Annotated in this window: 33 protein-coding genes; 17 read left to right on the forward strand and 16 right to left on the reverse strand. The window is 36.5% G+C overall.

Annotated features, from left to right (window positions below):
- Nucleotides 1–14 precede the first annotated feature (14 nt).
- Nucleotides 15–821, forward strand: a complete 807-nt coding sequence (locus J2Z26_RS02230) for a BsuPI-related putative proteinase inhibitor (RefSeq protein ID WP_193537856.1) — start codon at nt 15–17, stop codon at nt 819–821.
- A gap of 41 nt (nt 822–862) precedes the next feature.
- Here the strand turns inward: J2Z26_RS02230 and J2Z26_RS02235 are convergent, their stop codons facing one another.
- The 3 genes from J2Z26_RS02235 to J2Z26_RS02245 form a co-directional block, all read right to left on the reverse strand.
- On the reverse strand, nt 863–1,063 hold the full coding sequence (locus J2Z26_RS02235; protein ID WP_193537858.1) for a DUF3813 domain-containing protein: 201 nt from the start codon (nt 1,061–1,063) through the stop codon (nt 863–865).
- Nucleotides 1,064–1,216 carry a hypothetical protein gene (locus tag J2Z26_RS02240; protein WP_193471743.1) on the reverse strand — a complete coding sequence of 51 codons (153 nt, stop codon included), beginning with the start codon at nt 1,214–1,216 and terminating at the stop codon, nt 1,064–1,066. It lies immediately after the preceding gene.
- A 115-nt stretch (nt 1,217–1,331) separates the two neighbouring features.
- Complete coding sequence (locus tag J2Z26_RS02245) at nt 1,332–2,147, reverse strand: Cof-type HAD-IIB family hydrolase (protein ID WP_193537860.1); 816 nt, start codon at nt 2,145–2,147, stop codon at nt 1,332–1,334.
- Nucleotides 2,148–2,338: 191 nt separating this feature from the next.
- Here J2Z26_RS02245 and yjfP point away from each other — a divergent pair, with 191 nt between their 5' ends.
- The gene (yjfP, locus tag J2Z26_RS02250; protein WP_193537863.1) at nt 2,339–3,106 is read left to right on the forward strand and encodes an esterase; all 768 of its coding nucleotides are present in this window, start codon (nt 2,339–2,341) and stop codon (nt 3,104–3,106) included.
- A 39-nt stretch (nt 3,107–3,145) separates the two neighbouring features.
- Here the strand turns inward: yjfP and J2Z26_RS02255 are convergent, their stop codons facing one another.
- The 6 genes from J2Z26_RS02255 to J2Z26_RS02280 form a co-directional block, all read right to left on the reverse strand.
- Entirely contained in the window at nt 3,146–3,454 is a 309-nt protein-coding gene (locus tag J2Z26_RS02255; protein ID WP_193538520.1) for a metal-sulfur cluster assembly factor, read from the reverse strand.
- 94 nt (nt 3,455–3,548) lie between these two features.
- Nucleotides 3,549–3,848 carry a metal-sulfur cluster assembly factor gene (locus J2Z26_RS02260; RefSeq protein WP_193537865.1) on the reverse strand — a complete coding sequence of 100 codons (300 nt, stop codon included), beginning with the start codon at nt 3,846–3,848 and terminating at the stop codon, nt 3,549–3,551.
- Nucleotides 3,849–3,864: 16 nt separating this feature from the next.
- The gene (locus tag J2Z26_RS02265; RefSeq protein WP_193537867.1) at nt 3,865–5,106 is read right to left on the reverse strand and encodes a hypothetical protein; all 1,242 of its coding nucleotides are present in this window, start codon (nt 5,104–5,106) and stop codon (nt 3,865–3,867) included.
- Between the two features lie 13 nt (nt 5,107–5,119).
- A complete protein-coding gene (locus J2Z26_RS02270) occupies nt 5,120–5,326 on the reverse strand; it encodes a DUF2249 domain-containing protein (RefSeq protein WP_193537869.1) in 207 nt (68 codons plus the stop codon).
- Complete coding sequence (locus tag J2Z26_RS02275; RefSeq protein ID WP_193537871.1) at nt 5,323–5,574, reverse strand: DUF2249 domain-containing protein; 252 nt, start codon at nt 5,572–5,574, stop codon at nt 5,323–5,325. Before J2Z26_RS02275 ends, J2Z26_RS02270 begins: the two co-directional genes overlap by 4 nt.
- Nucleotides 5,575–5,699: 125 nt before the next feature.
- Complete coding sequence (locus tag J2Z26_RS02280; RefSeq protein WP_193537873.1) at nt 5,700–5,849, reverse strand: hypothetical protein; 150 nt, start codon at nt 5,847–5,849, stop codon at nt 5,700–5,702.
- 162 nt (nt 5,850–6,011) lie between these two features.
- On the opposite strand from J2Z26_RS02280, the gene J2Z26_RS02285 reads away from it, so the two are divergent.
- The 3 genes from J2Z26_RS02285 (at nt 6,012) to J2Z26_RS02295 (ending at nt 8,324) form a co-directional block, all read left to right on the forward strand.
- Nucleotides 6,012–6,245: a DUF2249 domain-containing protein gene (locus tag J2Z26_RS02285; protein WP_193537874.1), complete on the forward strand. Its 234-nt coding sequence runs from the start codon at nt 6,012–6,014 to the stop codon at nt 6,243–6,245.
- A gap of 100 nt (nt 6,246–6,345) precedes the next feature.
- Nucleotides 6,346–6,936 carry a molybdenum cofactor guanylyltransferase gene (locus J2Z26_RS02290; protein WP_193537876.1) on the forward strand — a complete coding sequence of 197 codons (591 nt, stop codon included), beginning with the start codon at nt 6,346–6,348 and terminating at the stop codon, nt 6,934–6,936.
- Between the two features lie 239 nt (nt 6,937–7,175).
- Nucleotides 7,176–8,324, forward strand: coding sequence for a TIGR04053 family radical SAM/SPASM domain-containing protein (locus J2Z26_RS02295; protein ID WP_193537878.1), 1,149 nt, complete (start codon nt 7,176–7,178; stop codon nt 8,322–8,324).
- Between the two features lie 17 nt (nt 8,325–8,341).
- On the opposite strand, the gene J2Z26_RS02300 is transcribed toward J2Z26_RS02295, so the two are convergent.
- The 3 genes from J2Z26_RS02300 to ric all read right to left on the reverse strand — a co-directional run bounded on the left by J2Z26_RS02300 (nt 8,342) and on the right by ric (nt 10,878).
- The gene (locus tag J2Z26_RS02300) at nt 8,342–9,040 is read right to left on the reverse strand and encodes a Crp/Fnr family transcriptional regulator (RefSeq protein WP_193537880.1); all 699 of its coding nucleotides are present in this window, start codon (nt 9,038–9,040) and stop codon (nt 8,342–8,344) included.
- A 230-nt stretch (nt 9,041–9,270) separates the two neighbouring features.
- Nucleotides 9,271–9,969 carry a Crp/Fnr family transcriptional regulator gene (locus J2Z26_RS02305; RefSeq protein ID WP_193537882.1) on the reverse strand — a complete coding sequence of 233 codons (699 nt, stop codon included), beginning with the start codon at nt 9,967–9,969 and terminating at the stop codon, nt 9,271–9,273.
- Between the two features lie 201 nt (nt 9,970–10,170).
- Nucleotides 10,171–10,878 (reverse strand): iron-sulfur cluster repair di-iron protein, encoded by a 708-nt coding sequence (gene ric, locus J2Z26_RS02310; RefSeq protein ID WP_193537884.1) that lies wholly within the window; start codon nt 10,876–10,878, stop codon nt 10,171–10,173.
- A gap of 275 nt (nt 10,879–11,153) precedes the next feature.
- Here ric and J2Z26_RS02315 point away from each other — a divergent pair, with 275 nt between their 5' ends.
- Genes J2Z26_RS02315 through J2Z26_RS02330 form a run of 4 tightly spaced genes read left to right on the forward strand, consistent with a single transcriptional unit; the run spans nt 11,154 to nt 13,627 of the window.
- On the forward strand, nt 11,154–12,422 hold the full coding sequence (locus tag J2Z26_RS02315; RefSeq protein WP_193537886.1) for a molybdopterin molybdotransferase MoeA: 1,269 nt from the start codon (nt 11,154–11,156) through the stop codon (nt 12,420–12,422).
- Complete coding sequence (gene mobB, locus J2Z26_RS02320; RefSeq protein ID WP_193537888.1) at nt 12,407–12,934, forward strand: molybdopterin-guanine dinucleotide biosynthesis protein B; 528 nt, start codon at nt 12,407–12,409, stop codon at nt 12,932–12,934. The genes J2Z26_RS02315 and mobB overlap by 16 nt, the downstream gene beginning before the upstream one ends.
- A complete protein-coding gene (locus J2Z26_RS02325) occupies nt 12,927–13,397 on the forward strand; it encodes a molybdenum cofactor biosynthesis protein MoaE (RefSeq protein WP_193537890.1) in 471 nt (156 codons plus the stop codon). The genes mobB and J2Z26_RS02325 overlap by 8 nt, the downstream gene beginning before the upstream one ends.
- Nucleotides 13,394–13,627 carry a MoaD/ThiS family protein gene (locus tag J2Z26_RS02330; protein ID WP_193537892.1) on the forward strand — a complete coding sequence of 78 codons (234 nt, stop codon included), beginning with the start codon at nt 13,394–13,396 and terminating at the stop codon, nt 13,625–13,627. Before J2Z26_RS02325 ends, J2Z26_RS02330 begins: the two co-directional genes overlap by 4 nt.
- A gap of 592 nt (nt 13,628–14,219) precedes the next feature.
- Here the strand turns inward: J2Z26_RS02330 and J2Z26_RS02335 are convergent.
- Nucleotides 14,220–15,125: a nuclease-related domain-containing protein gene (locus tag J2Z26_RS02335; RefSeq protein ID WP_193537894.1), complete on the reverse strand. Its 906-nt coding sequence runs from the start codon at nt 15,123–15,125 to the stop codon at nt 14,220–14,222.
- A gap of 150 nt (nt 15,126–15,275) precedes the next feature.
- Between J2Z26_RS02335 and J2Z26_RS02340 the strand changes: the two genes are divergently transcribed.
- Nucleotides 15,276–15,995, forward strand: coding sequence for a YwiC-like family protein (locus J2Z26_RS02340; RefSeq protein ID WP_193537896.1), 720 nt, complete (start codon nt 15,276–15,278; stop codon nt 15,993–15,995).
- Nucleotides 15,996–16,035: 40 nt separating this feature from the next.
- Here J2Z26_RS02340 and J2Z26_RS02345 read toward each other — a convergent pair whose 3' ends face one another.
- Nucleotides 16,036–16,857 (reverse strand): undecaprenyl-diphosphate phosphatase, encoded by an 822-nt coding sequence (locus J2Z26_RS02345; protein ID WP_193538521.1) that lies wholly within the window; start codon nt 16,855–16,857, stop codon nt 16,036–16,038.
- 215 nt (nt 16,858–17,072) lie between these two features.
- Between J2Z26_RS02345 and J2Z26_RS02350 the strand changes: the two genes are divergently transcribed.
- Nucleotides 17,073–17,252, forward strand: a complete 180-nt coding sequence (locus J2Z26_RS02350) for a YjzC family protein (RefSeq protein ID WP_193537898.1) — start codon at nt 17,073–17,075, stop codon at nt 17,250–17,252.
- A gap of 125 nt (nt 17,253–17,377) precedes the next feature.
- Nucleotides 17,378–19,987: an ATP-dependent chaperone ClpB gene (gene clpB / locus J2Z26_RS02355; RefSeq protein ID WP_193537900.1), complete on the forward strand. Its 2,610-nt coding sequence runs from the start codon at nt 17,378–17,380 to the stop codon at nt 19,985–19,987.
- Between the two features lie 64 nt (nt 19,988–20,051).
- Here the strand turns inward: clpB and J2Z26_RS02360 are convergent, their stop codons facing one another.
- Nucleotides 20,052–20,234: a YjzD family protein gene (locus J2Z26_RS02360; protein WP_193538523.1), complete on the reverse strand. Its 183-nt coding sequence runs from the start codon at nt 20,232–20,234 to the stop codon at nt 20,052–20,054.
- A gap of 194 nt (nt 20,235–20,428) precedes the next feature.
- Here J2Z26_RS02360 and J2Z26_RS02365 point away from each other — a divergent pair, with 194 nt between their 5' ends.
- From J2Z26_RS02365 to J2Z26_RS02380, 4 genes are all read left to right on the forward strand, one after another.
- Nucleotides 20,429–21,169, forward strand: a complete 741-nt coding sequence (locus tag J2Z26_RS02365) for a hypothetical protein (RefSeq protein ID WP_193537902.1) — start codon at nt 20,429–20,431, stop codon at nt 21,167–21,169.
- Nucleotides 21,170–21,268: 99 nt separating this feature from the next.
- Entirely contained in the window at nt 21,269–21,937 is a 669-nt protein-coding gene (locus J2Z26_RS02370; protein WP_193537904.1) for an NAD-dependent epimerase/dehydratase family protein, read from the forward strand.
- 110 nt (nt 21,938–22,047) lie between these two features.
- A complete protein-coding gene (locus tag J2Z26_RS02375; RefSeq protein WP_193537906.1) occupies nt 22,048–23,013 on the forward strand; it encodes a BMP family ABC transporter substrate-binding protein in 966 nt (321 codons plus the stop codon).
- Nucleotides 23,014–23,034: 21 nt separating this feature from the next.
- Complete coding sequence (locus J2Z26_RS02380) at nt 23,035–23,217, forward strand: ComZ family protein (protein ID WP_193537908.1); 183 nt, start codon at nt 23,035–23,037, stop codon at nt 23,215–23,217.
- Nucleotides 23,218–23,257: 40 nt separating this feature from the next.
- Here J2Z26_RS02380 and J2Z26_RS02385 read toward each other — a convergent pair whose 3' ends face one another.
- Nucleotides 23,258–23,515 carry a hypothetical protein gene (locus J2Z26_RS02385; RefSeq protein ID WP_193537910.1) on the reverse strand — a complete coding sequence of 86 codons (258 nt, stop codon included), beginning with the start codon at nt 23,513–23,515 and terminating at the stop codon, nt 23,258–23,260.
- 266 nt (nt 23,516–23,781) lie between these two features.
- On the opposite strand from J2Z26_RS02385, the gene J2Z26_RS02390 reads away from it, so the two are divergent.
- Entirely contained in the window at nt 23,782–24,714 is a 933-nt protein-coding gene (locus J2Z26_RS02390; RefSeq protein ID WP_193537912.1) for a beta-ketoacyl-ACP synthase III, read from the forward strand.
- Nucleotides 24,715–24,724: the final 10 nt, after the last annotated feature.

A 24,724-nucleotide genomic window follows, 5' to 3' on the forward strand; every position in this document is an offset into this window, starting at 1 on the left:
ATGGAGGTTTATCGATGAAACAATTCTTCTTGCTATTTATAATGAGTATAGTAGGATTATCAGGATGTGCAACCCAACCTGTTACTACAGTGGAAGAGGGGGAAGATAAAGTGACTAGTAATCCATTACAGTCGTTGGAGACAAGTGTGGATATTCAGGCAGCTTCTGATTCGGCAGACATTTATATAAAGGTAAAGAACAATGGAGAGGAAGATGTCACATTAACATTCACCTCGGGGCAAACGTTCGAAGTCGTAGTAGTAGATGGAAATAATAATGAGGTATACCGCTTTTCTACCGGTAAAATGTTTACGATGGCTTTACAGGACGTCAGAATAAAAGCTGGAGAAGAAAAAGTATGGAAAGATAAGTGGAGATACCTTAACGAGGATGGACAAAGAGTAAAACCTGGAGAATATAAAGCAATTGTATCTGTAGTTGCTTCCAAATTGAACGGAAATCCAATAGGGAAAGATAAATTAAGAGCTGTAAAAGAATTCACAATCCCAGAGCAATCTACTGCGTTTCGTAATGTAACTGTAAGTGGAAAAGATGGAGAATATGTTGTAAAAGGGGAAGCACGAGTACACGAAGCGACTTTCTTTTATGCAGTTGAAGATGGACATGACTACATTATTAAAGAAACGGTTAAAACTGCTAAAGAAGGAGCACCAACTTGGTCTCAATTTGAATTTGAAGTAAACATTCCGAAAGAAAAGTTTCCTATAAACGGTGTGCTATTGTTAGTTCTTTATGAAAGAAGCGCAAAAGATGATGAGGTGGTTAATAGTCACCAAATCGTTTTACAAGAATTTAGATAAAAATGGTGTCAGGAAGTTACCTGACACCATTCTCTTTTCAACTAAGATTGTAGTTGATTTAATTGGTCTTGTAATTCGCGCAGTTGTTTCTGTTCAGCTACCGTTGAATTGGCATATGCGGAAGATAGTTCGTTTTTAGCAACTGCAATTGCTTCTTCTGTACTAACATTTGCTTCTCCGTTAACAGACGACTGAGCAATCGCCACGGCTTCACGCGCTCTCTGGAATAAAGCGTTACCCATTTAAACCCCTCCAAGTGAGGATTTCTCGACGTTTTCAGCCTTGCGTGCCTCAGCTTCAGCATATGTTGAATGGTAAGGGAATTTCTCAGAATACTTTTGTAGTGAATCTACACCCTGTTTGACAAAACGTTTGGATTTACTACTTCTACCCATTCGTATTCCCCCTTCAAATAGCTTACTTATCGGACGTAATTAATAACGTCACACTATATATTGTGTCTATTGTAAAGGGTGTTATTACGGTAATAATTACTACCTGGATTCCCAATTAGAACTTAAGCTTTAACACATCTTCTAAGTATAATGCAATTCCATCATCTTCATTAGAAAGAGTAACAGAGGATGCAATATTTTTAAGCTGAGGAATCGCATTTCCCATAGCTATTCCATGGCCTGCATACTCAATCATTTCTAAGTCATTATCTTCGTCTCCGAATGCAATGATTCTGTCTTTTGGGATACCATAAAAAGAGGCAACCTTCTCGATACCTACTGCCTTATTTAAACCAAATTTAACAATTTCAATAACATGCCATGGTGCTGCCCAACGACGATGGTCAATCACTTCAGCATGTACATCAGATAAATGCTTTCGAATATGTTCTACTTGAGATTCCTCAGCATGAATGAGTACCGAGGTTGGATCGTACTTTAAAATAGTTCGCAAATCACCGGTTTCAATCCGAGGCTCACCCATTCCAAAAATATCAAGTAACGTTTCGTCATGATAGTGGAAGTATACATCATCCATTACTTCGGCTAAGATATTTTTAGCTTTAAATGCTTCACTTGCTTCAACGATATCTTTAACAACATGTAAATCTAATGGGTTATGGTGAACACCCCAGCTATCCTTCAAAGGATGATGTACAAAGGCTCCATTAAAGTTAACAATTGGTGTTGTTAAACCCAGCTCCTGATAATACATCGAACTTGAACGAAAAGGGCGCCCAGTAGCTATCATTACATGATGACCTTCTTGCTTGGCAGCTTCGATGGCTCTTTTGTTACGTTCTGAAATCGTCTTGCTATCAGTTAACAGAGTACCATCTAAATCGAGTGCAATTAAATGTTTTTTCGTCATAAAATCCCCTTTTTGTTTTTTGTTAGTATTTGTCAGCTTCTACTCTTAATTGTAACAGAAAAATGATGGAAGAAAGTATATATGCTTATCTTATGTACAAGATCTATAATTTAATGCTAAGCATATTTTCTTACAAAAATAGGATGTGGTGGTACACTAGGTTTATGTTACGAAAAAAGGAGTATTCAACAATGATTTTAGTAGATAAGCAAACGATAGCTGACATACCAGTACTTCATGTAGTTAAAAAAGAGTTAAAAGAAGAAAGCTTACCACTTATAATGTTTATTCACGGCTTTACCAGTGCAAAGGAGCATAACCTGCATTATGGATATTTGTTAGCTGAAGCAGGATTTCGTGTAGTCCTACCTGATGCCCTTTATCATGGTGAGAGAGAGGATTCAAACGTAGTTGAGCAAGAGTTGAATTTTAGATTCTGGGACATCGTTATGAATGAAATTAAGGAATTAGAAATCATAAAAAATGACTTGGTCAGCAAAGGTTTAATTGACTCTAATCGAATAGGTGTAGTAGGCACCTCAATGGGAGGGATTACAACCCTTGGAGCTCTTACTCAATATGATTGGATAAAAGCGGCTGTAAGTTTAATGGGAAGTCCGTTTTATGAAAAGTTTTTACAAGGGCAAATAGACGAGTTAAAAAGAGTAGGAGTTACTATTCCCCTCAGTGAGGAACAGCTTGAAGAACAATATGCAAAATTACGTACATACGACTTGAGTCTTCAACCTGAGAAATTGTCAGATCGTCCACTATTATTTTGGCATGGTGAAAAAGATGAAGTTGTTCCATTTCATTTTACATACCAATTCTATAACGAAGTTAAATCACAATATCAAAATCAAGAACGCATCCAATTCATTGTAGATAAGGAAGCAGACCATAAAGTATCACGAGAAGGCCTATTAGCAACCATAGAATGGTTTAAGACCTATTTATAAAAAGAACTCCCCAATAACCCGGGGAGTTCATCTCATTCATTATCTAATTCCTAATGCAATTTTTGCGTAGCGTGACATTCGATCCTTAGACCATGGTGGATTCCAGACAATATCAACTTCTGTTTCTTTTACCTCAGGTAGATCAGCAAGTGATGCCTTTACACTTTCAACAATGGTTCCTGCTAAAGGACAACCCATTGAAGTAAGAGTCATCGTAACTGTTGCCTTTCCTTCGTCATCCATGTCAACCCCATAAACTAATCCTAAATTTACAATATCAATTCCTAGTTCAGGGTCAATAACTGTCTCAAGTGCCCCCATGATATTTTCTTCTAATGCTTTATCTATCATTTCTTCAACCTCCGACCGTTTAGTTACTTTTATAGTATAGCGTATTCAAGTTTAGATAGAAAATAAGTTGTCTATACCTTTTCTTCTTATTCTAATAACCCCGTAACTGTTTTAGGGCATCTTCACTCATCAGATCAGGTGACCATAAAGGACTCCAAACAACTTCCACATCAACACTTTTTACTTCAGTTAACTCTGAGACAGCATGTTTCACACCACCAACAATGCTATCGTGCAGAGGGCAGCCAGGCGTTGTTAAAGTCATCTTGATAACAACATCTCCGGCATCTTCACTCACATTATATATTAACCCTAAGTCAACAATGTTTATGTTAAGTTCAGGATCAATGACTTTCTTTAATTGCTCATTTATTTTTGCCAGGAATGACATTACAAAAACCTCCTTCTTATTTACGTAAAACAACAAAGATTCTATAACAATAAAAAATTGTTGCAACGCTTTGGATTCCTTGGCTAAGGAAAAAAACAATTTGATTAGACAAAAGGTAAGATAGTAATATTCCGATACTTCCGATCATGAATCCTGCAAAAATTGGGACACTAGCTTTCTCATTCATCATATCCTTTAGAGTTGGCACATTCGTTTTACCAATAAGTTTGCTATAACGATGTGTCCACCACAAAAAAGGAACGATTTTATAGAGATAACCAGAGATGCTAAAGATAATCCACATATAAATATACAAGTAAATTAGAATTCCATAGACAGAATAATGTTCTGGAAATAAAGATAGCACTGCAGCACTAATGTGTATTACTAAACCTATTCCGATTGCGAGTATGGAAAAAATAAAAGGCTTATCTAGTTTTTTCTTAAGACGAGTCTTAAGGATTTTATAAATATGAAAGGAAAATGTTGCAAAACCTAGTGTTGATGCAAGCATCCCAATCTGGAATAGACTGTAACTTTCATTATTAAAACTAATTATCGATATAACTAGACCTGTTAAATAGAAGGTTAAGACCCACTTACTAATGCTCATTGAAAACCCGTGTGCTAATGAAAACATCGGTACCATTTTGTAAGAAAAGCCGAATATTAATAAAGTAAACCAACCTGTTACACCAAGAAGTATATGGCTTTTTAGAAGAAACATATGATTCAGTCCTGCACTAGTGGACATATTTAGTGCCAATAAAAGACCAAGCAGAATCGTAAGTAACAAACAAAAGAGTGCACTGCCAACAAAGGCAGTAAGAATATTTTTGGATACTTGCTGTTTCATGGTCATAAACATTTGGAAAAGAAACATTAGGATTCCAATTACAGATAGCACAGCCCCATAGAGAATAAGGGAAGGAAACACATATAAGGCAATCGAAAGTAATGTAATTCCGACAGAGCTTACTGCAAATTGAAGAAATCCGAACCGCTCACTCCAAATCCTAGTTAAAAATGCGACAGGAACAAGCTGATACATTGAGCCCATCGCAATCATAAGTGCCCAACCGAGTACTAGTAAATGAGCAGCTGACCAAAGGCTAGGGGTTCTAAAAATGCCATTTATGACAAATTGTCCTGAAAAAAGGATAATCAATTGTGAACTGATAAATGCAAATAGCGCATAAAGAATGAACGAGAGCGGCAGCTTAATGTTTGTTTCCGTACCAAATTGTGTAGGTATCAATTTGCATCAGCCCTTATTTTGTGATGTCAATCTGAAAACTTCCATCTTCTCGTTCAGAAGTAGTATGCTTATATCCACTTTCTTCAAGCTGCTCATATAAAAACATAGGTCTACGATCATTAATGATGGTTAACCTTTCTCCACTTTCCATTTTCTCTAGTGCATTTAATGTCCTCATCATAGGCTGAGGAGGCTCAAGTCCACGGTTATCTAGTATCATGATTCAACACCTCGTTTTACAAAGGTTACTTTCCAGTGCTTTTTCTCTATTTCTTCTTCTTCATGGGTAAAGCCTTTTGCTTTCATCACAGCAAATAAAGGAACTGGCTTGAAAGGTGCGTGTAAAATAAATGTGTCACCAGTTTCAAGTGACTGAATAGCCTCCATAATTTTTTGAAACGGCTCAAGTTTGTTTTTTACATCCTCTCTTACATCTAATTCAACAATTCTTTCAGTGTTATGATTCATTATAAAAGACCTCCTATAATGACTTTCTTCTTTTATGATAATCATTTTCACTCTTGGATAATGTGATTTGAATCACAAGTATTAAATAAATCTTTGAGAAAAAATCATAAAAAAATCACAGAAGCCTAGGCGTCCTGTGATTTTTCATTAAAAGAATCTGCACATGTGAAACAAAGAATTGTTTTTGTTTGATCATCTATTATTCCATTAAAGAAACCATCTAAACAATGAATCTCTTTTCTACATTGTTGACAATAGCCGATATGTTCCTCCATCATTATTCCCCCTGTAGAATACTACTTTCTATTATTATATCTAAAGTTTTAACCCTAGTATGATAAAAAACATGGCTCACTAGTGATTTCGTTCACTTTAGAAACAGAGATATCCACTTAAAATGAAGCTAGTAAAACATTAAATTACAGGAGGAGTTCATAATGATTCAATTCGCAGCAAAAATAAATGCCCCTGATTTTTCACCAAGAGAGAAACACCCAAGGATATTTAACATGTTTGATGGATTAAATTCTGGTGAGTTCATGGAATTATCAAATGATCATGATCCAAGACCACTTCAATACCAATTCATGATGGAGCGCAAAGACCAATTTACATGGGAGTACTTAGAAGAAGGTCCAGAAGTATGGCGAGTGTCTATTGGGAAAAAATAAGTGTTTGATTAGGCCCCTTAAAATTTGTAGGGGGTTTTTTCTTGATTTAAATCATCATAACCGATATCATTTGGTTAAAAATGAAAGTGGGTGGAGGGCTTTGAAGGACCTTAGCTTACGACTAGGTGGAATTATACTTGCTGGTGGAGAGTCAAGAAGGTTTGGAAGCCCAAAGGCACTAGCGCGACTTAAAGATCGCTTTTTTATCGAATATGCAATTCAAGCAATTGAGGAATCAACAAAGGATATTGTAATTATTAGTCACAACTCAATCAAGAGTGAGTTAAATAGAGTAACAACTATGCCAATAATCGAAGACTTACCACAGTATAAGGGTAAAGGTCCTTTAGCTGGTATCGCAACGGGAATAAATTATCTTAAGTGCAATTGGTATATTGTACTCCCATGTGATACACCCAATATCACCAAATCTGAAATTATGTCCCTTGTAAAACATATCAAGCTAGATGTAGATGCAATTATCCCCGTAGTAAAAGGGAGAATTCAACCTCTAATTGGGGTGTATCATTCTAATGTAGTGAGTGAGATCATCGAGATCCTAGAATCTGACCATTATAAAATGATGAAGCTGTTAGATCAACTACGAGTAACTTATGTACCATTTGAAGATGAACAACCTTTTCAAAATATAAATGACTTAGAAGAATTTCAAAAACTAAACGATAAATAGTGATGAAATTCACATTCATCTATGAGTTAACTAGATATAATGAACGTACGTTAACCTGTAAGGGAGGAGGCAGTTCCTACTCCTAACTTGGTGGCGTATCCTCGATACAACGTGTGAACAACGGTTTACACGTTTTTTTGTGGAAACTAAACAAGTTTTTATAAATGTGATATGCCTCACATACTACAATCCTTCCTGGTGCTAGAATAAAGTTATTAAGAACTAGGAGGGAATACCTCATGTTTGATAGAGACTTTAATGAGAATCCATTTATTGTAATCTGGGAGTTAACAAGAGCTTGTCAGCTAAAGTGCCTGCATTGTCGAGCTGAAGCACAATATAAGCGTGATCATAGAGAGTTAACTTTTGAAGAAGGTAAGAAACTGATTGATCAGATATATGATATGCAAAATCCACTACTTGTCTTTACTGGTGGAGATCCACTTATGAGACCAGATGTATATGATATTGCGGATTATGCGATAAAAAGGGGTGTACGTGTGTCAATGACACCTAGTGCAACTCCAAATGTAACGAAAGAGGCTATTGAAAAGGCAAAAGAAGTGGGACTTGCACGTTGGGCCTTTAGTTTAGATGGACCAACAGCAGAGATTCACGACCATTTCCGTGGAACAGATGGATCGTTTGATCTGACAATGAATGCTATTAAATATTTACACGAACTTGAAATCCCAATTCAAATTAATACAGTCATCTCTCGTTACAATATGCATGCGTTAGATGAAATGGCAAAACTGATTGAAGAACTAGATTGCGTACTGTGGAGTGTGTTCTTCCTTGTTCCTACAGGAAGGGGAAAAGATTCTGATATGATTTCACCTGTAGAGCATGAGCAAGTGTTCAGATGGCTTTATGACTTAAGTAAGCGAGTGAAGTTTGACATTAAAACAACAGCTGCTCAGCATTACCGTAGAGTCGTTATCCAATCAAAAATGAGAGAAACTAAACATGAACCAACAATGATAAAGTATGAAAATGCATTAATGAAAGGGAAGACAGGTCAATTTGATGGCCTAGGTAGAGCCCCTCAAGGGGTAAATGATGGAAATGGGTTTGTTTTCATCTCTCATGTTGGTGATGTGTATCCAAGTGGCTTGCTTCCTATAAAAGCAGGAAATGTAAAAGAAACCCCACTTGCAGAAATCTATCGTGAATCACCAATTTTCAAGGATTTACGTAGTCCTGACAAATATAAGGGAAAATGTGGTGTATGTGAATTTAGATATGTGTGTGGAGGGTCTCGTTCACGTGCATATGCTATGACTGGAGATTATATGGAGAGTGAACCATTCTGCGTTTATATCCCAAAAGAACTTAGAAAAAAAGAAGAAGTAGTTAAACAAAATAAGAATAAAAAGAGCTGCTAGATATTTAATCTAGCAGCTTATTCTATACTACAAATGACAGCAGGGCATCCTTCGCAGTTTATCTCTTTTTTCAAATAGTCAAGATCGTGTATCATTATTTTTCCCTTTGAAATAGAAATAATGTTGTTTTTGCGCAGCTCGTTTAACATGCGGTTTGTGCTCTCACGTGTAGTTGCACAAAAGTTCGCTAATTCTTGATTAGTTAAGTGAAGATTAATTAAGATTCCATCGTCTTTTTTTATCCCATAGCTATTGGTCATTCTGATCAAGGTGGAGTACAGTGCTCCTTTTTTTCCAAGAAGTACAAGGTCTCTAAACTTGGTTTGTGTCTTGCGGAAATGATCACTCATCCACTTCATAAACTCCATTGCAAGCTTACCATTTTCAAAAAGTGTGCGTTCAATATTTTCTTTTTTTATAACAGCTACTTCTCCTGATTCAATTACCTGAGCATTAAATAAATACTTGGCATTCTCAGAGAATAGAGTAAGTTCACCAACTATTTCACTATGTGCACATATTCGAAGAGATAATTCTCTTCCATCTGCTGCCACTTTACTAATTTTAACTCGACCTGATTGGATAATATAAAGCTCTTTTGCCTCCATACCCTCTTGAAATAAGTAGGAACCCTTTTCCATTTTCATACTATAATCCGCCGATTTTAGCAGTTCTGTTAATTCAGTCGAAAGTGTAGGCTTTAAACAAGTAGTCATGAGGATTCACCTCTCTATTTAAATTGCTATCTATCTTTGATTTAAAAGGAAATAGCATAGACAGTCAATGACAGCAAAGTGAATAAGATGTAGGTTTTTCATCATAAAATGCTTGGAAACGTTGATATATACAGACTGAGAGCCTTTTTGAACAAATTCTTACAATTTGATAAGAATCACTTTATGGATAAAAAAATAGGAATTCAGCTTTATCAGCCTCTTCCTATTACTTAAGCAAACATTTGAACTTTGTAGAGTGTACAAAACTTACACCAGTCAACAATCACAATCTTTTTGTCATAAATAGCAATGACATTGTCATTTTTTAAACGGGTAAAAACCCTACTAACACTTTCTCTTCTAGCACCTACTAAATTTGCAAATTCCTGAACGGTTAAGGGAAGTTCAATCTGAACGCCATATCCATGATGTTCTCCAAATTCCTTTGCAAGTCGATCTAATGCAGATATTGTTTTACTATAAACATCTAGTAAAGCTATATCGCGTAAGGTTGATGTAAAGCCTCTTAATTGTGAACTCATATAACGAATAATCTCAATGCCTAATTCAGGATTAAACTTTAATTCTTTTTCCAAGGCCTCTGTTTTTAGAAATAAAACATCGCCATCTACAATCATGTGTGCTGTTGCGGGATAAAACGAACCTGGTTGTGAGAAAAGACATGCTTCAGCAAATAAGTCTCCAGCTTTTTTGAGACATACTACTAATTCCTTTCCTGTGTTGTCACCTTTTGTTAAGCGAACAATTCCAGTTTTAACAAAGTACACTCCCTTTGCTTCTTCAAACTCAGTAAAAATAGTGTCTCCTTTTGCAAACCTCAAGGTAGTTAAGCTTTTCTGGATGAATTCTAAAGATTCCTCTGGGAGCTCCTTAAATAGATCAAGTTTTCGTAACAGCTCTTTATACATAGTTATCCCCCTAAACATTCCTATTAGCATTTCTTGCAAGGATGTTTACAATCTATGAGGTAAATGGTTTCAAAGTTATCATTCTACATTCTATAATTAGTTTAACGGTGTTATAGGTTATTGTAAGTGATTTAAGTCACTTGAGTGTCAGGGGAAAACAAAAACTCCTTAATCGTTTAAGGAGTCTTTGAGATCGACATATTAGAGTTGTGCAGCAGCTCTTGGAAAAAGGATATTATTTTCTAAGTGAATATGCTGAAATAAATCAGATTCTAAATATTCTAGACGCTGGTAAACAAGTCGGTAAGTACCGCATGCTCCCAGTGGAGGAGTGAAGTCATTCGTAATTTCACGAATTTCTTTTATAATATCTCCGGCTCCGTCATGATCATCTTCAAGTTCGTTAATTAGTTTTTTCATTTTTTCAAGAGTTTCTGGTGTTGGATTGTTTTCATATTCTAAAATAAACGGAAATGCTTCTGTTTCTTCCTTAATTGTGTGTTGCTCTAATTCTGCTTTTAACTGGTTAAAGAGAGAATGAATTCTAGCGAGATGTTTATGCTCTGCGCCATGAACACGTAAAACCTTTGTGACATAAGGAGTAAGCTGAGGTAGCTCCTCATTTAGGTAACGATGATGCTTATTAATAATGTGTTCAATTAACTCGCTGTAAGAAGCATTTGCCCAGTCAATCTCCCGTTCATTACGTTCTTTCATATCGTAATAAAGTTCATTCAAACGACTTACTACTTCCTCAGCAGATAAATTTCTCTCCTGTATAGCATCTATAAGTGGTCGATTTCCTCCACAACAAAAGTCAATTCGATAAGATTTAAATAGGTCCCCAGCTTTAGGAAACTTTGTTACAACTTCACCAATGATAGATTGTTCAGTAAAAACGTGTTCCATGAGTAGTACCTCCAATTGTTATTAAATTTGGTTCTAAACATAGAATAACGTGATTGGTTATTTTAAGAGGTGATTCAAATCACACTATGAGTTAATTTTTTATCACTATATGTGATAACCATCACAAACCGATAGAAAGAATGTTGCTACTATAGATATAGTGGGAAAAGGGTGTTCAACAACACAAGGTAACACTCTTTATTTTGAACAAACGAAAGAATGAAGTACAATAGAATGTAATCTAAAATAGTTTGAGATATAAGGAGATAGTAAAAATGGTAGAAAAACGTACGCCTATTCCTGTACATGAGGCTGTAGAAAAAATCATGTTCTTTGCAAGCAGTGGAGAGACCGAACTAATCCCTCTAGAAGAATGCTATGGGAGATTTCTAGCTGAGGATCTAAAGGCAGACCATGATGTTCCACCCTTTGACCGTTCTCCATATGACGGGTTTGCAATTAGGTCTGAGGATACGAAACTAGCCAATCAGTCCAACGCTGTTGAATTTGAAGTTATAGAAGAGATTGGTGCGGGTTCTGTAGCGAAGCAGGAAGTCGGTGCCTTTCAAGCTATTCGAATTATGACAGGTGCACAAATGCCAATCCAATGTGATGCAGTGGTCATGCTTGAGTTAACAAAAGAATATGAGCGAGATGGCCGTAAATATATGTCATTAAAAAGACAATTACAATCTGGTGATAATATTTCTTTTCAAGGTGAAGATACCCAAAAGGGGAATGTCTTGGTTGAAAAGGGAACAAGAATTAACCCAGGAGTGTCGGCACTTTTAGCTACGTTTGGTTATGACAAGGTGTTAGTTGGAAGAAAGCCAACCGTAGGAATTTATGCTACTGGAACTGAATTACTTGATGTCCATGAAGGGCTTGTCCCAGGAAAAATTCGAAATAGTAACTCATATATGATTCGAAGCCAAGTCGAGCGTGCAGGTGCTGAGCCTATTTACTTTGGGAAACTTGCAGATGATTTTGATACTTGTTATGAAGCGATTAAGGAAGCCATTGAGAAGGTAGACATATTGATTACGACAGGTGGCGTATCTGTAGGTGATTATGATTACCTACCGGATATTTATAAAAAATTAGGTGCAGAAGTACTTTTTAATAAGATTGGAATGAGACCTGGTAGTGTCACTACAGTTGCTCAGTTCGAGGGCAAGTTACTATTCGGTTTATCAGGAAATCCTTCAGCGTGTTATGTAGGTTTCGAGTTGTTTGTTAGACCAATTATACGGACACTGCTAAATAATCCGAATCCGCATTTAAAGAAGATTACAGCTCGACTAGATGTTGATTTCCCTAAACCAAACCCTTTTACCCGATTTGTACGTAGTAGCATCTCTTTTAAAGATGGGATGGTTTCTGTTACTCCAAGTGGTTTAGACAAGTCAAATGTTGTCACTTCACTCTCCGGTGCGAATGCCTTAATGGTGCTTCCAGGAGGAACAAGGGGCTATGAACAAGGAATGCAAGTAGATGTTTTACTACTTGAAGATGAAGAGGGATGTCAATGGCCCTGGAACTAGATGTACCCGTCATACAGGTAGTTGGCTATCAAAATAGCGGAAAAACAACATATGTTGAAAAGCTAATAAAGCAAGCGACTACACTAGGTTTAAGAGTAGCAACGGTTAAACACCATGGTCATGGTGGTATGCCTGATATGTTGGATAATGGGAAAGATTCAGATCGACACCGCTTGGCTGGAGCACTGGCAGCAAGCGTAGAAGGTGATGGTGTTTTACAATTATATTGTAAAAGAGATGAATGGAAGTTAAATGACATTCTTAGTATCTATAAGCATCTCCCAATTGATTTGGTCATTGTAGAAGGATATAAAAATGAAAACTATCCAAAGGTTGTTTTAGTTCGTAATGAGGATGATATAACTTTACTAGATCGGCTCACGAACATTATGGCAGTTATTTCTTGGTTTCCTTTGGAAGAAGAAGTAAAGCAGAGGTTTGTGACATTTAATCTTAGCAATGATGAATCGGTATTACTTATATTACAAGCAGTGAGGGAAAGACATGAATGAAAAACGGTTTATACTAACGGAAGATATTATTAATATGGAAGAAGTGACAAATAAGGTCATTCGTCGTGAAGCGGGTGCAGTTACCACTTTTACTGGAACAGTGCGCGAATTTACGAAAAGCAAACGAACACTCTATCTAGAGTATGATGCCTATGTTCCGATGGCAGAAAAGAAGCTTGAACAGATTGGTGATGAAATAAACGAGAAATGGCCAGATTCAATGGTAGCCATTACGCATCGTATTGGTAGATTAGAGATTTCAGATATAGCTGTTGTTATCGCAGTTTCCACACCGCATAGACGTGATGCTTATGAAGCAAATGAATACGCCATTGAACGTATTAAGGAAATCGTACCTATTTGGAAAAAGGAACATTGGGAAGACGGTGAGATGTGGATAGGAGATCAACTTGAGAAGAAATCCTATCCAACTGGTAAGCCGGAACAGGAGGACTTAGTGTGATTACTGTATTATTTTTTGCACATCTACAGGACGCAGTTGGACAAGAAAAAGTGATAATGGATAAGGCACCTATTTCGATTGCTGATTTGAAGAAAGAGCTGGTGGAGCTGTATTCGCTGCCGGGCCTTGAAAATGTGATGTTTGCGATAAATGAGGAATATGCAACAGGTGATGATCTTGTTAATGATGGGGATACTGTTGCTTTGATACCACCGGTTAGTGGTGGGTGATAAGAGTCGACAAGCACGGGGTTGGTGGTGCTTGTCGGTTTTTTTGTGTTGGATATTGTGTGAACTGGCTGGTTTAAGTTTACGTTCCGGGAAATAGACGAAATTGGGAAATGAGGTAACGTAAACGGATTTACGTTCCGGGAAATAGACGAAATTGGGAAATGAGGTAACGTAAACGGGTTTACGCTTTGGGAAATAGCCGAATTTGGGAAATGAGTTCACGTAAACCAGGTTACGTGCCGGGAAATAGCTGAAATCTGGAAATAAGGTAACGTAAACGGGTTTACGTTTTGGGAAATAGCTAGAATTGGGAAATGAGGTCACGTAAACGGGTTTACGTGCCGGGAAATAGCTGGAATTGGAAAATGAGGTCACGTAAACGGGTTTACGTGCCGGGAAATAGCTGAAATCTGGAAATAAGGTAACGTAAACGGGTTTACGTTTTGGGAAATAGCCGAAATTGGGAAATGAGGTAACGTAAACCAGTTTACGTTCCGGGAAATAGCCGGAATTGGGAAATAAGGTAACGTAAACCAGTTTGCGTTCCGGGAAATAGCCGAAAGCGGGAAATAAGGTCACGTAACCCAATTTACTAATCTTTAATAATAAAATAGCTAGACTTTCCATACCCAATCATCTTAAATTTACTTAATAGAGTATTACGTATGGATTTCTTAGGAAAGACTTGCCCACACCATTCCCAAATAGCCTTCGTTGTTATTCTCTCCTCAGGGAAAAGTAAATTAAACTCGATGATACTTCTAAATATTGCACCCGAATATTCTTCAATATACCCACATTGAGAACATACTAGAGATTCAGTAAAGAAAGTATGACAACATGGGCAATAAATCCCTTTATTAAGCTGTTCATACGTATACTTTGGTATTCTACTATAAGGAGACTCTTTTAGGTGAAGTGAAAGTAGATGTTTGGAGATTTTCCTATCGTGTGAGGTAACCCCTGACATCTTAAAGGAAAGTTCATTTACAAAACGATTTAACTGTGATGGAAATATAATTTGGGGGTTTCGTGGAGCGTTATAAAGGTGAAACTCGGGGTTGATAAAGATAAGAAAAGGTCTAACAATACCACTAAATCCTATTTCTTTAAGTAACCGCAGTATTAATGTTTCTGCTCGCTGAAGCTGTAAGATAGGATTTTGTATTTCTGTATCTGAAACAGAATACCAACGATCTTTCTCAATATAAAAATCACCCTCATAATTCTTAACTTCGAATAAATAAACTGTGTTATTACTGATAAGTAATGAGTCAATCTGGAATACTTTACTATTTATATCATAGATCAAATCATTTAATGCTAAGTATTTTTCATTAGACAATTGACTAACCAACAAATCAAAATCCAACTCCCCCACAAATCCTTTCTCAAGGTTCAAACAGTAATTCCGTTCTTTTTCCAAGAGAGACATTCTTGCATTCAATGCCCGAAAAGTCCTCAGTTCCTTTGATTCAACACGCTGTTTTAAAATCAAGCGAACACCTCCATTTTGTATTTTCATAATCATTTTATTTTCACATTTCAAAAAAGACAAGCCTTTTTAACACTTTGTGACACACATCACATTCCAATGAACATCAATTCTTTATACTAAAAGTAACCTATTATGAAGAGGTGACGTACGGTGAAACCTTTACTACCAAAACAACATGGTGCTTGGGCAATGTTGCTAGTACCATTTTTTCTTGGGATGGGATTAGGACAAGTGTCCTGGATTCATATTCCACTATTTATAGGTTGGTTATTCTTATATTTAGCGACCTATCCATTATTACTGTGTTTTAAAAAAAGGAACAAACAACGTAAGCTGCACATGAAGTGGACCGCTACTTACTTTGTCCCAGTTATTGTTTCTCTGATTATAGTCCTACTATATGACTTGCGTTTTGTGTACTTTGGGCTTGTCATGGTTCCATTTTTTATCGTAAATGCCTATTATGCTAAACAAAATAATGAAAGAGCTCTTCTAAATGACCTATCTGCCATTTGCTCGTTTGGGATTGGTGGTGTAGCAAGTTACTTTGGTGGGACAGGAACGATTGACCTCTTGGCTCTTAGTGTCTGGGGACTTTCGATGTTGTTTTTTGCAGGAAGTACCTTCTTTGTAAAAACAATGATCCGGGAAAAAGGCAATCCGAAGTATCGCTGGATTTCATGGGGATTTCATTTTGGAGTGGTCCTGCTATTCATTGGAAGCGGATATTACCTCTTAACCATTGCTTACCTACCTAGCCTCGTTCGAGCAATATACTTTTACGGTAAAGCAATTACGATGATGAAGGTTGGTGTCCTCGAAATTGTAAACTCAGCTTTCTTTTTAACCGTCGTTTTACTTGTTATCTAAAAACAAAAAAGTGGTGAAATAACCATTCACCACTTCTTTCCTAAAATACGTTAAATAAAACAATCCCACCGCCAACAATAAAGCAATAAATAGCGAAGTAAGCTAAGTTTCCTCTTGCCATAATTCCCATAAACCACTTTAACGAGAAATAAGAAGCCACTAAAGAGCCAATAAATGCTACAGTGTATGGTAACAGCAAAGTATTCAAGTTAGGGTCGTTTAAAATATCCGAAAAGCTTAATAACATTCCACCGAAGCTAACAGGAATAAATAGTAAAAAAGAAAAGCGTAGAGCTGTTTCTTGCTTCATACCTAAGCCCATTGCTGCAACAATGGTTGCTCCGGAACGACTGATTCCAGGTATTAATGCAATGGCTTGAGCACACCCGATAATAATTGCATCTCTTAACGTTAACTCTGCATCATTTTTTCTTCCACGTAAATTACGAATGAACCAGAGTGCTACCCCTGTAATTAAAAGCGTAATCCCAATTAGTAGAATTCCTTCTTTAAAGAAGCTGGCAATTTGATCATCGAATAATACACCAATTACACCAGCTGGTATAGTTGCGATAACTAAATAGACAATAAATCGGAAATCAGATTTTGCTTCTACATCTCGGGTGGATATGTAACGAAGTCCATTTACGGTTAATCGAATTAAGTCCTCACGATAAATAAGCAAAACTGCTATAAGAGATGCTGCATTAACCAGTAACTCAAAACTCATTCCTTCAATAGATATGTCCAAAAAGTGCTGTGCAAGTAAAAGGTGACCGCTTGAGGAAACTGGTATTGGTTCAGTAACCCCTTGAAAAACGCCAAGAAACAAGTATTTTAAGAGTAAATATAACTTATCAATTGATTCCACAACTATATCCTCCAATTACGTTTTCATACTCTTTCCATTTAACTACATGTCCAGTAACGATGTAAAGTATTGCTTTTCTGTCTATTTATATTTGTCCTATAAGCAAGACATGCAATAAAAATGAGAAAAGGACCTAAATAAAACATGAAATGAAATACATCAGGAGATAATAGTTCTGTACCATGATAATGGAAGGAGGAATTGTGATGGGACAAAGTCATGAGTTTAGAGCTGGACATAAAGCTCCAAACAACGGGATTTATGTTGAAATTGGAGAAGAAGGAGACGGAGTTGTTAATCCTAAAAGTATAAAGCTTAAGGCGGGCGATCCGTTTCCGGAAAACTCTAATGATAAAAGAAAATGGACATATAAAAGAAAACCATAAGATACAAAAAAAGTCATCCTCTAAGCAGGATGGCTTTACTTATGGGATTTTTAGGATATAATAAAATTAAAGGTCAATAATGGTCAAACGCTACATAAAACTTCAAATTAAAGGGAGGCTTATAAATGGATCTTAATAAAATGACACAAAAACTTCAGGAAGCAGTGATGGAAGCCCAAACGCTTGCAATTCGTAATCAGCATCAGGAGGTTGACATTGTTCATTTATTCCTTACCTTACTTCGACAGTCAGATAGCCTCATAGTTCGTATTCTTCAAAAGCTAAACATCAATACAATTCAACTTGAACAAAAGATAGAAGAGTTACTTCAAAAAAAGCCACAAGTCTCGGGTACTGGGATAGAGGCAGGAAAGCTGTATATTACTGGGAGACTTCAGCAGCTTTTTATCCAGGCTGAAGAGGAAGCGAAACAATTACAAGATGAGTATTTATCTGTAGAACATATTATGCTCGCCCTAACAAAGGGAAAAAATTCATCAGAAATGGAAAAAATACTACAGCAATTTTCAGTCAGACGAGATGATGTTCAAAAAATTATTGCTGAGATTAGGGGGAATCAGCGAGTGACTAGTCAAAATCCAGAAGCAACCTATGAAGTGTTAACGAAATATGGAAGGGATCTTGTAGCAGAAGTTAGGTCTGGTAAGCTGGATCCAGTCATTGGTAGAGATGAAGAGATACGTAGAGTGATTCGAATTTTATCTAGAAAGACAAAGAATAACCCAGTTTTAATAGGAGAGCCTGGTGTTGGTAAGACAGCTATTGTGGAAGGTCTTGCGCAACGAATTGTTCGAAGAGATGTACCTGAGGGTTTAAAGGATAAAACGATCTTTGCATTAGATATCGGATCGTTAATTGCTGGTGCAAAATTTCGCGGTGAATTTGAAGAAAGATTGAAAGCAGTACTAAATGAAATTAAAAAAAGTGATGGACGTATCCTATTGTTTATTGATGAGCTACATACCATTGTTGGAGCTGGGAAGACAGAAGGGGCAATGGATGCAGGAAATATGTTAAAGCCAATGTTAGCTCGTGGTGAATTACATTGTATCGGTGCAACAACGTTAGATGAACATAGGAAATATATTGAAAAGGACCCTGCTTTAGAGCGTCGTTTTCAACAAGTGCTTGTAAATGAATCAACGATTGAAGACACTATTTCAATTTTAAGAGGGTTAAAGGAGCGTTTTGAAATTCATCATGGTGTGAATATCCATGACCGTGCAATTGTTGCTGCTGCTACATTGTCTGACCGGTATATAACTGAAAGGTTTCTTCCAGATAAAGCAATCGATTTAATTGATGAAGCCTGTGCAATGATCCGTACGGAAATAGATTCAATGCCTTCTGAATTGGATGAAGTGACAAGGCGAGTTATGCAACTAGAAATAGAAGAGGCTGCACTTAGAAAAGAAACAGACCAGGGCAGTAAAACAAGGCTTGATGTGTTACTGAAAGAGCTTTCAAACCTAAAAGAAAAAGCCAATTCGATGAAAGCTCAATGGTTGTTTGAAAAAGAAGGAATCGGTCAAGTGCAACTCTTGAGAGAAGAGCTTGAAAAGGCTAAGAGGGAGCTAGAAGATGCCGAGAATAAGTATGATTTAAACCGAGCAGCAGAGCTACGGCATGGAAGAATTCCTCAGATTGAGAAAGAGTTGAAATCACTTGAGACAAAAGTGAATGATACAAAAAGTGATAATCGCCTTCTTAGGGAAGAGGTTACAGAAGAAGAAATCGCAGGAATTGTTGCAAGATGGACTGGTATTCCAGTTACTAAGCTAGTTGAGGGAGAACGTGAAAAGTTATTAAAATTACATGATATTTTAAGAGAACGAGTGATTGGGCAGGACGAAGCAATTGAGTTAGTGTCCGATGCAGTTCTTCGTGCAAGAGCAGGGATTAAGGATCCGAATAAACCAATTGGTTCGTTTGTTTTCCTCGGTCCAACAGGGGTAGGTAAAACAGAATTAGCTAAAGCTTTAGCACAATCATTATTTGACAGTGAAGAGCAGATTATTAGGCTGGATATGTCTGAGTACATGGAAAAACACTCCGTTTCAAGACTTATTGGTGCGCCACCTGGTTATGTTGGTTATGAAGAAGGCGGACAGTTAACTGAAGCCGTAAGACGAAAACCATACTCAGTCATTTTAATGGATGAAATTGAGAAGGCTCATCCAGAAGTGTTTAATATTCTTCTGCAAATGCTTGATGACGGCAGAGTAACTGACTCTCAAGGGCGTACGGTAGATTTTAAGAATACAGTCATTATTATGACTTCAAACATCGGGTCTCAGTATTTATTTGAAGGGTTAACTTCTGAGGGAGAAATAATAGAAGAAATACGGAAAAAAGTGTTGGAACAACTTCAATTGCATTTTCGTCCCGAGTTCTTAAATCGAATCGATGATATTATTTTATTTAAGCCTCTAACCATGAAAGAAATTATAGGGATTGTTGAAAAAATGGTGAAAGATCTGCAAGGGAGACTGCAGGACCGAAACATTACTTTACTTCTCACAAATCAAGCTAAAACGTATATTGCGGAATCGGGCTTTGACCCATTGTATGGTGCAAGACCACTAAAACGTTATATTCAAAAGAATATTGAAACAAAGATTGCAAGAGAATTAATAGCTGGTACAATACAGGATAATGAAACAGTTAAAGTAGATTTTCAAGATGGACAAATGATTATCTTGCCAAATGAATAATTAGCCAAAAATAAAACCCCTGCTCCTTTTGGAAGCAGGGGATTTATGTATTTTGAAAAAGTCATTAGTGCTTTTCAATCGGCTCTAAAGGAATAATTTCGCCAAGAGCAGTGATTAGAACGAATGAAACAACAGCAATTATTGATGCTGTGCCGAATTCATATGCAGCACCTATCATTGAAGCGACAACATATGATGCCATTTGTACTAATAGAAAAGTCCAAAATAATGTCCAGAAAAAACGCACTAGTTTCACCTCATTTTATCCGCATTCTTAATACATAGTACCATAATTAATCTAAATAAAAAAGAATTTGTTATGTTCTCTACTTTTCCTAATAAAAAATCATAATAAATAGGTATTTTCCCTTTCAAAAATGAGTCTTTAACATACATTGATAAAAAGAGGATTCATACTGTGTATATAAGGTGGGAGGAAAAATGGAACTTATGCAGCGGTTTTTCCAGCTTGATACAGAGTGGTGTGTAGTTCACGTGCCGGAACGCCCCAACGGTTTCGGAATCATCGTTTTGGGAGATAAAAATCATTTTGTTGAGGAAGATAGTAGCTTTTTAATACAAAATCAAGGACGTCTTCAAATGCTAAATGAATTAATAGGTCAAGGGTATACCGTGTTTTATTCAAATCTCTATGGACGCCACTGGGGTAGTAAAAGTGCAGTCATGTTAGTCAAAAGGCTGTATCACTATATTATGAAAAGTGAAATATTAAACAATCGAATTCACATCTTAGCTGAAGGTATGGGAGCATTAGTTGGCCTACAAATAGCTGACACGATGTGTGAACATGTTCGATCTGTAGCCTTGATAAATCCTTGTATTGATTTAAAAGCTCATATTGATCATGAAAAGGAATATAAATTTTTCTATAAGCAACTAAAAAAGGAATTAGCTAGAGCTTATAAAATAAATGAAAAACAAGTAATAGATGAGATTATGAAAGAACAACAAACGATAAACTTTGATACTGAAATTCCATTAGCGATATGGCAAACAACGGATAGGAAGAGTTTTGATCCTGAATTTCACACACGAATGTTAGAAGAGCGTAGGAAAGAGTTAGGAAAACCTATATTTATATCTTACCTAGTTACCGAAAAGAAATATAGAATGACAGGAGCAATTTGTCGTTTTTTTAAACAACAAGAAGAAGAATTGTAATAGTCCCCCAATACGAATACATGAGGGGGACTATTATTTTGGCAAGTTACTGCATAGGATTACAGTAAATAGTCATTTAGCTAAAGTGGAGGTGGATCCATGAGAGTATTACTAGTTGGTGGACTTGGCTTGATAGGCTACTCTCTTTGTTGTCAGTTGATTGAAGAGGAGATTGATGTATTCGCATTAGATAACGTTTCAAACGAACATAACGATAAAGAAGAAAGGCTCTTACAAATTGGGAGAAATGCGTTCTTTCAATACAGTTCACTTGAGACAGATTACCGTACTAAAAAAGAGAAGTTCGATGTCATTATTTATTGTTTATACGACCCAATAGATAGACAGGATAACATGAATATGGGGAATAATATAGAACTCGAGAAACACTTGAAAAATGCGTTAGATTACTCTCGAGATTACGGGAGCAAATTTATGCTAGTCTCAGGTTCTAAAGAATCGGGTGTTCGGCTCACTGAAAATGACAATGAAAAAAGGCCTTTTTCTGAAAAGGATGATGGGAAATTATACTTCATTCAGGAGCAGTTAGTTATTGAAGCCTTTAAAGATAAAGGTGAACAATTCAGTATCGTTCGATTAAATTTTGATGACATTGAAATAGAAAATGTTAACCAAATAAAGACCTTTCACCTATATCAAACGAAGGAAAAATCTATTTTTCAAATGACGACTAGTTCAAATGGCACGGGTGAAGGGTTAGGTATTATTACAGATTGGTTACAAAATAACTGGAATAGGGAGGATTAACCTATTTTTTCTTGTACAAAATTAGAGACGCGATGTAAAATATAATTGGATTAATAAAGTATTATTCATTCAATCATTAATTTATCTGACGAAGGAGTTGTTGCAGAAGCATGAGAAATCCGATTGGATTACTGATAATGATTACAATAGTGATGTTCTCACTATCAGCATGTGGACAACCTGCTTCCACAGATAAATTACAAAGTGTGGGACTTTTAGTACCAGATTCTATTAATGATCAGGTGTGGGGAACAAAGGGATATAAGGGATTATTGAAGATTCAATCAAAGTTTGATATAGATGTCTTTTATCAAGAGAGTATAAATAATGAAGCAGCCGCAGAACAGGCTGTAAAGGAATTCCACGAGAAAGGTGTCAATTTAATTTTCGGTCATGGTGAAGAGTATGCAGGTTATTTCAATAAAATTAGCAGAGAGTATCCTGATATCCATTTTATATGTTTTAATGGTGACGCAAGAGGAGAAAATGTTACTAGTCTAAATTTTAAGGCCAATGCCATGGGCTTCTTTGGTGGAATGGTGGCTGGAGAAATGACAAAAACAAACAAAGTTGGTGTAATTGCCGCATTTGAATGGCAACCCGAAGTAAATGGCTTTTATGAAGGAGCAGCTTTTCAAAATCCAGACGTGGAGGTTGAAATCCGTTACACGAATAACTGGGATAATGTTCACTCAGCTCTAAGATACCTGGAAGAAATGCTGGAGGATGGAGTTGATGTTGTTTACCCTGCTGGTGATGGATATAATGTACCTGTTACAGAGGTATTAAAAGAGCACGGTCTATACTCAATCGGCTTTATTTCAGACCAATCAGACTTGGGTGAGGTAACAGTTTTAACAAGTACCGTTCAACATGTGGACGTATTGTATGAATTAGTGGCTAGAAGATATAATAATGGAGAACTTGAATCGGGTGAACTTTACTTCGACTTTCAAGATGATGTTATATCAATGGGGAAGTTTAGCCCAGAGGTAGATCCATTGTTTGTACAAGAGATGAATACCCTAATAAATACTTATAAAAAAACTGGAATTCTACCTAATCAAAGAAAATAGCAAAAAAAGGAGTATTTACAGATGCACCCAAAATCAATGGAATTTATGCAAATTGCAATGAAGTACTTACCAGAAGCTAAACAAATGCTAGATGACACAGGAATTGAACTAACAATGGATAAACTCCAGCCAATGATAGATATGCTCACAAAGGTAATGGCAGATGCTTATGAACTAGGGAAACAAGAAGCATCATCTGAATAATAACAATAAGATAAAAGTAAACGCTAGAATTTTATAAATTCTAGCGTTTTTTAAATAAATCAAGTAAAGGACCGATTTCTTTGAACATTGGCTTAATTCGGTTCACAGATCCCATTATTTCGTCTACTTGCTTCATTAAGGACATATAATCAACCTGATTACTTGGTTGGGCGGGAACCTCCTCACTGTTTTTGTTGGCTGATTGCGAAAATCTTGGACTATTTCCAAACATTAATCTTGTAAAAGGATCTGGACTTTCTTTTGGTCCATTTTGTTTTGTTTCTTGTTGTTCTTCCATTATAATTCACCTCAAATAGTCTATTTTACTAGTAGCGTATGAAAAACGAATCCTCGAAGTATAGTCGGTTGTCCATAGAAAGAAATAGACTTTTGCTTTATTTTTTTTCCTCCACCAACTCAATACACCTTACCTATTGCTATATGGAATAAAATACTTTAAAATTAGTACCAAGTCATAATAATTGATAATAAAATATACTACTTACTTATATTCGATTCAGTATACGTCAGACGCTTGATAATTACTGGAAAGGGGATTGATTTATGAATGCGGGGATTCTAGGTATTGGACGATATGTACCGGAACAAATTATTACGAACCATGATTTAGAAAAAAAAATGGATACAACAGATGAATGGATAAGAACAAGAACGGGTATAGAGGAAAGACACATTGCCGAGGATGATATAAATACATCTGATATGGCATATGAGGCAGCCTTAAAGGCATTGGAAAATGCAGGGATGTCTGGAGAAGAACTTGATATGATTTTAGTAGCTACTGTTACTCCTGACAGACCATTCCCTTCCGTTGCTTGCACTTTACAAGAGAAGCTGGGTGCAAAAAAAGCTGCAGCTATGGATATTAGTGCGGCCTGTGCTGGGTTTATGTATGGAATTGTTACTGGTAAACAGTTTATCGAAACTGGAGTATATCAGAAAATATTAGTTATTGGCGTAGAGAAACTGTCAAAAATTACAGATTGGAACGACAGAAATACAGCGGTTCTTTTTGGTGATGGTGCTGGGGCAGCAATTATTGGACCGGTTTCAGAAGGCAAAGGAATATTATCATTTGAGCTTGGTGCAGATGGAACCGGCGCAAAGCATTTATTTCAGGATGAATATATCATTATGAATGGCAGAGAAGTATTTAAATTTGCTGTAAGACAAATGGGTGACTCTTGTATAAATGTGTTAGAAAAAGCAGGGTTAACAAAGGAAGATGTGGATTTCTTAATCCCTCATCAAGCAAATATTAGAATAATGGAAGCAGCTAGGCAAAGACTTGAATTACCTATAGAAAAGATGTCAAAAACCGTTCATAAATATGGGAATACCTCTGCAGCATCAATTCCTATCTCATTAGTAGAAGAATTAGAAGCTGGTAAAATAAAAGACGGTGACCTAATTGTAATGGTGGGATTTGGTGGCGGGCTAACTTGGGGTGCCATCGCCATTCGTTGGGGAAAGTAAAATAATATAA

The sequence above is a fragment of the Cytobacillus luteolus genome (genome assembly GCF_017873715.1).
Taxonomy (GTDB): Bacteria; Bacillota; Bacilli; order Bacillales; family Bacillaceae_L; genus Bacillus_BV; species Bacillus_BV luteola.

Excerpts from the sequence above, each read along its gene's own strand:
- J2Z26_RS02230 (WP_193537856.1), top strand. The coding sequence starts at position 15 with ATGAAACAATTCTTCTTGCTATTTATAATGAGTATAGTAGGATTATCA.
- J2Z26_RS02235 (WP_193537858.1), bottom strand. The coding sequence starts at position 1,063 with ATGGGTAACGCTTTATTCCAGAGAGCGCGTGAAGCCGTGGCGATTGCT.
- J2Z26_RS02240 (WP_193471743.1), bottom strand. The coding sequence starts at position 1,216 with ATGGGTAGAAGTAGTAAATCCAAACGTTTTGTCAAACAGGGTGTAGAT.
- J2Z26_RS02245 (WP_193537860.1), bottom strand. The coding sequence starts at position 2,147 with ATGACGAAAAAACATTTAATTGCACTCGATTTAGATGGTACTCTGTTA.
- yjfP (WP_193537863.1), top strand. The coding sequence starts at position 2,339 with ATGATTTTAGTAGATAAGCAAACGATAGCTGACATACCAGTACTTCAT.
- J2Z26_RS02260 (WP_193537865.1), bottom strand. The coding sequence starts at position 3,848 with ATGTCATTCCTGGCAAAAATAAATGAGCAATTAAAGAAAGTCATTGAT.
- J2Z26_RS02270 (WP_193537869.1), bottom strand. The coding sequence starts at position 5,326 with ATGATACTAGATAACCGTGGACTTGAGCCTCCTCAGCCTATGATGAGG.
- J2Z26_RS02275 (WP_193537871.1), bottom strand. The coding sequence starts at position 5,574 with ATGAATCATAACACTGAAAGAATTGTTGAATTAGATGTAAGAGAGGAT.
- J2Z26_RS02280 (WP_193537873.1), bottom strand. The coding sequence starts at position 5,849 with ATGGAGGAACATATCGGCTATTGTCAACAATGTAGAAAAGAGATTCAT.
- J2Z26_RS02285 (WP_193537874.1), top strand. The coding sequence starts at position 6,012 with ATGATTCAATTCGCAGCAAAAATAAATGCCCCTGATTTTTCACCAAGA.
- J2Z26_RS02295 (WP_193537878.1), top strand. The coding sequence starts at position 7,176 with ATGTTTGATAGAGACTTTAATGAGAATCCATTTATTGTAATCTGGGAG.
- J2Z26_RS02300 (WP_193537880.1), bottom strand. The coding sequence starts at position 9,040 with ATGACTACTTGTTTAAAGCCTACACTTTCGACTGAATTAACAGAACTG.
- J2Z26_RS02305 (WP_193537882.1), bottom strand. The coding sequence starts at position 9,969 with ATGTATAAAGAGCTGTTACGAAAACTTGATCTATTTAAGGAGCTCCCA.
- ric (WP_193537884.1), bottom strand. The coding sequence starts at position 10,878 with ATGGAACACGTTTTTACTGAACAATCTATCATTGGTGAAGTTGTAACA.
- J2Z26_RS02315 (WP_193537886.1), top strand. The coding sequence starts at position 11,154 with ATGGTAGAAAAACGTACGCCTATTCCTGTACATGAGGCTGTAGAAAAA.
- mobB (WP_193537888.1), top strand. The coding sequence starts at position 12,407 with ATGGCCCTGGAACTAGATGTACCCGTCATACAGGTAGTTGGCTATCAA.
- J2Z26_RS02325 (WP_193537890.1), top strand. The coding sequence starts at position 12,927 with ATGAATGAAAAACGGTTTATACTAACGGAAGATATTATTAATATGGAA.
- J2Z26_RS02350 (WP_193537898.1), top strand. The coding sequence starts at position 17,073 with ATGGGACAAAGTCATGAGTTTAGAGCTGGACATAAAGCTCCAAACAAC.
- clpB (WP_193537900.1), top strand. The coding sequence starts at position 17,378 with ATGGATCTTAATAAAATGACACAAAAACTTCAGGAAGCAGTGATGGAA.
- J2Z26_RS02365 (WP_193537902.1), top strand. The coding sequence starts at position 20,429 with ATGGAACTTATGCAGCGGTTTTTCCAGCTTGATACAGAGTGGTGTGTA.
- J2Z26_RS02370 (WP_193537904.1), top strand. The coding sequence starts at position 21,269 with ATGAGAGTATTACTAGTTGGTGGACTTGGCTTGATAGGCTACTCTCTT.
- J2Z26_RS02375 (WP_193537906.1), top strand. The coding sequence starts at position 22,048 with ATGAGAAATCCGATTGGATTACTGATAATGATTACAATAGTGATGTTC.
- J2Z26_RS02380 (WP_193537908.1), top strand. The coding sequence starts at position 23,035 with ATGCACCCAAAATCAATGGAATTTATGCAAATTGCAATGAAGTACTTA.
- J2Z26_RS02385 (WP_193537910.1), bottom strand. The coding sequence starts at position 23,515 with ATGGAAGAACAACAAGAAACAAAACAAAATGGACCAAAAGAAAGTCCA.
- J2Z26_RS02390 (WP_193537912.1), top strand. The coding sequence starts at position 23,782 with ATGAATGCGGGGATTCTAGGTATTGGACGATATGTACCGGAACAAATT.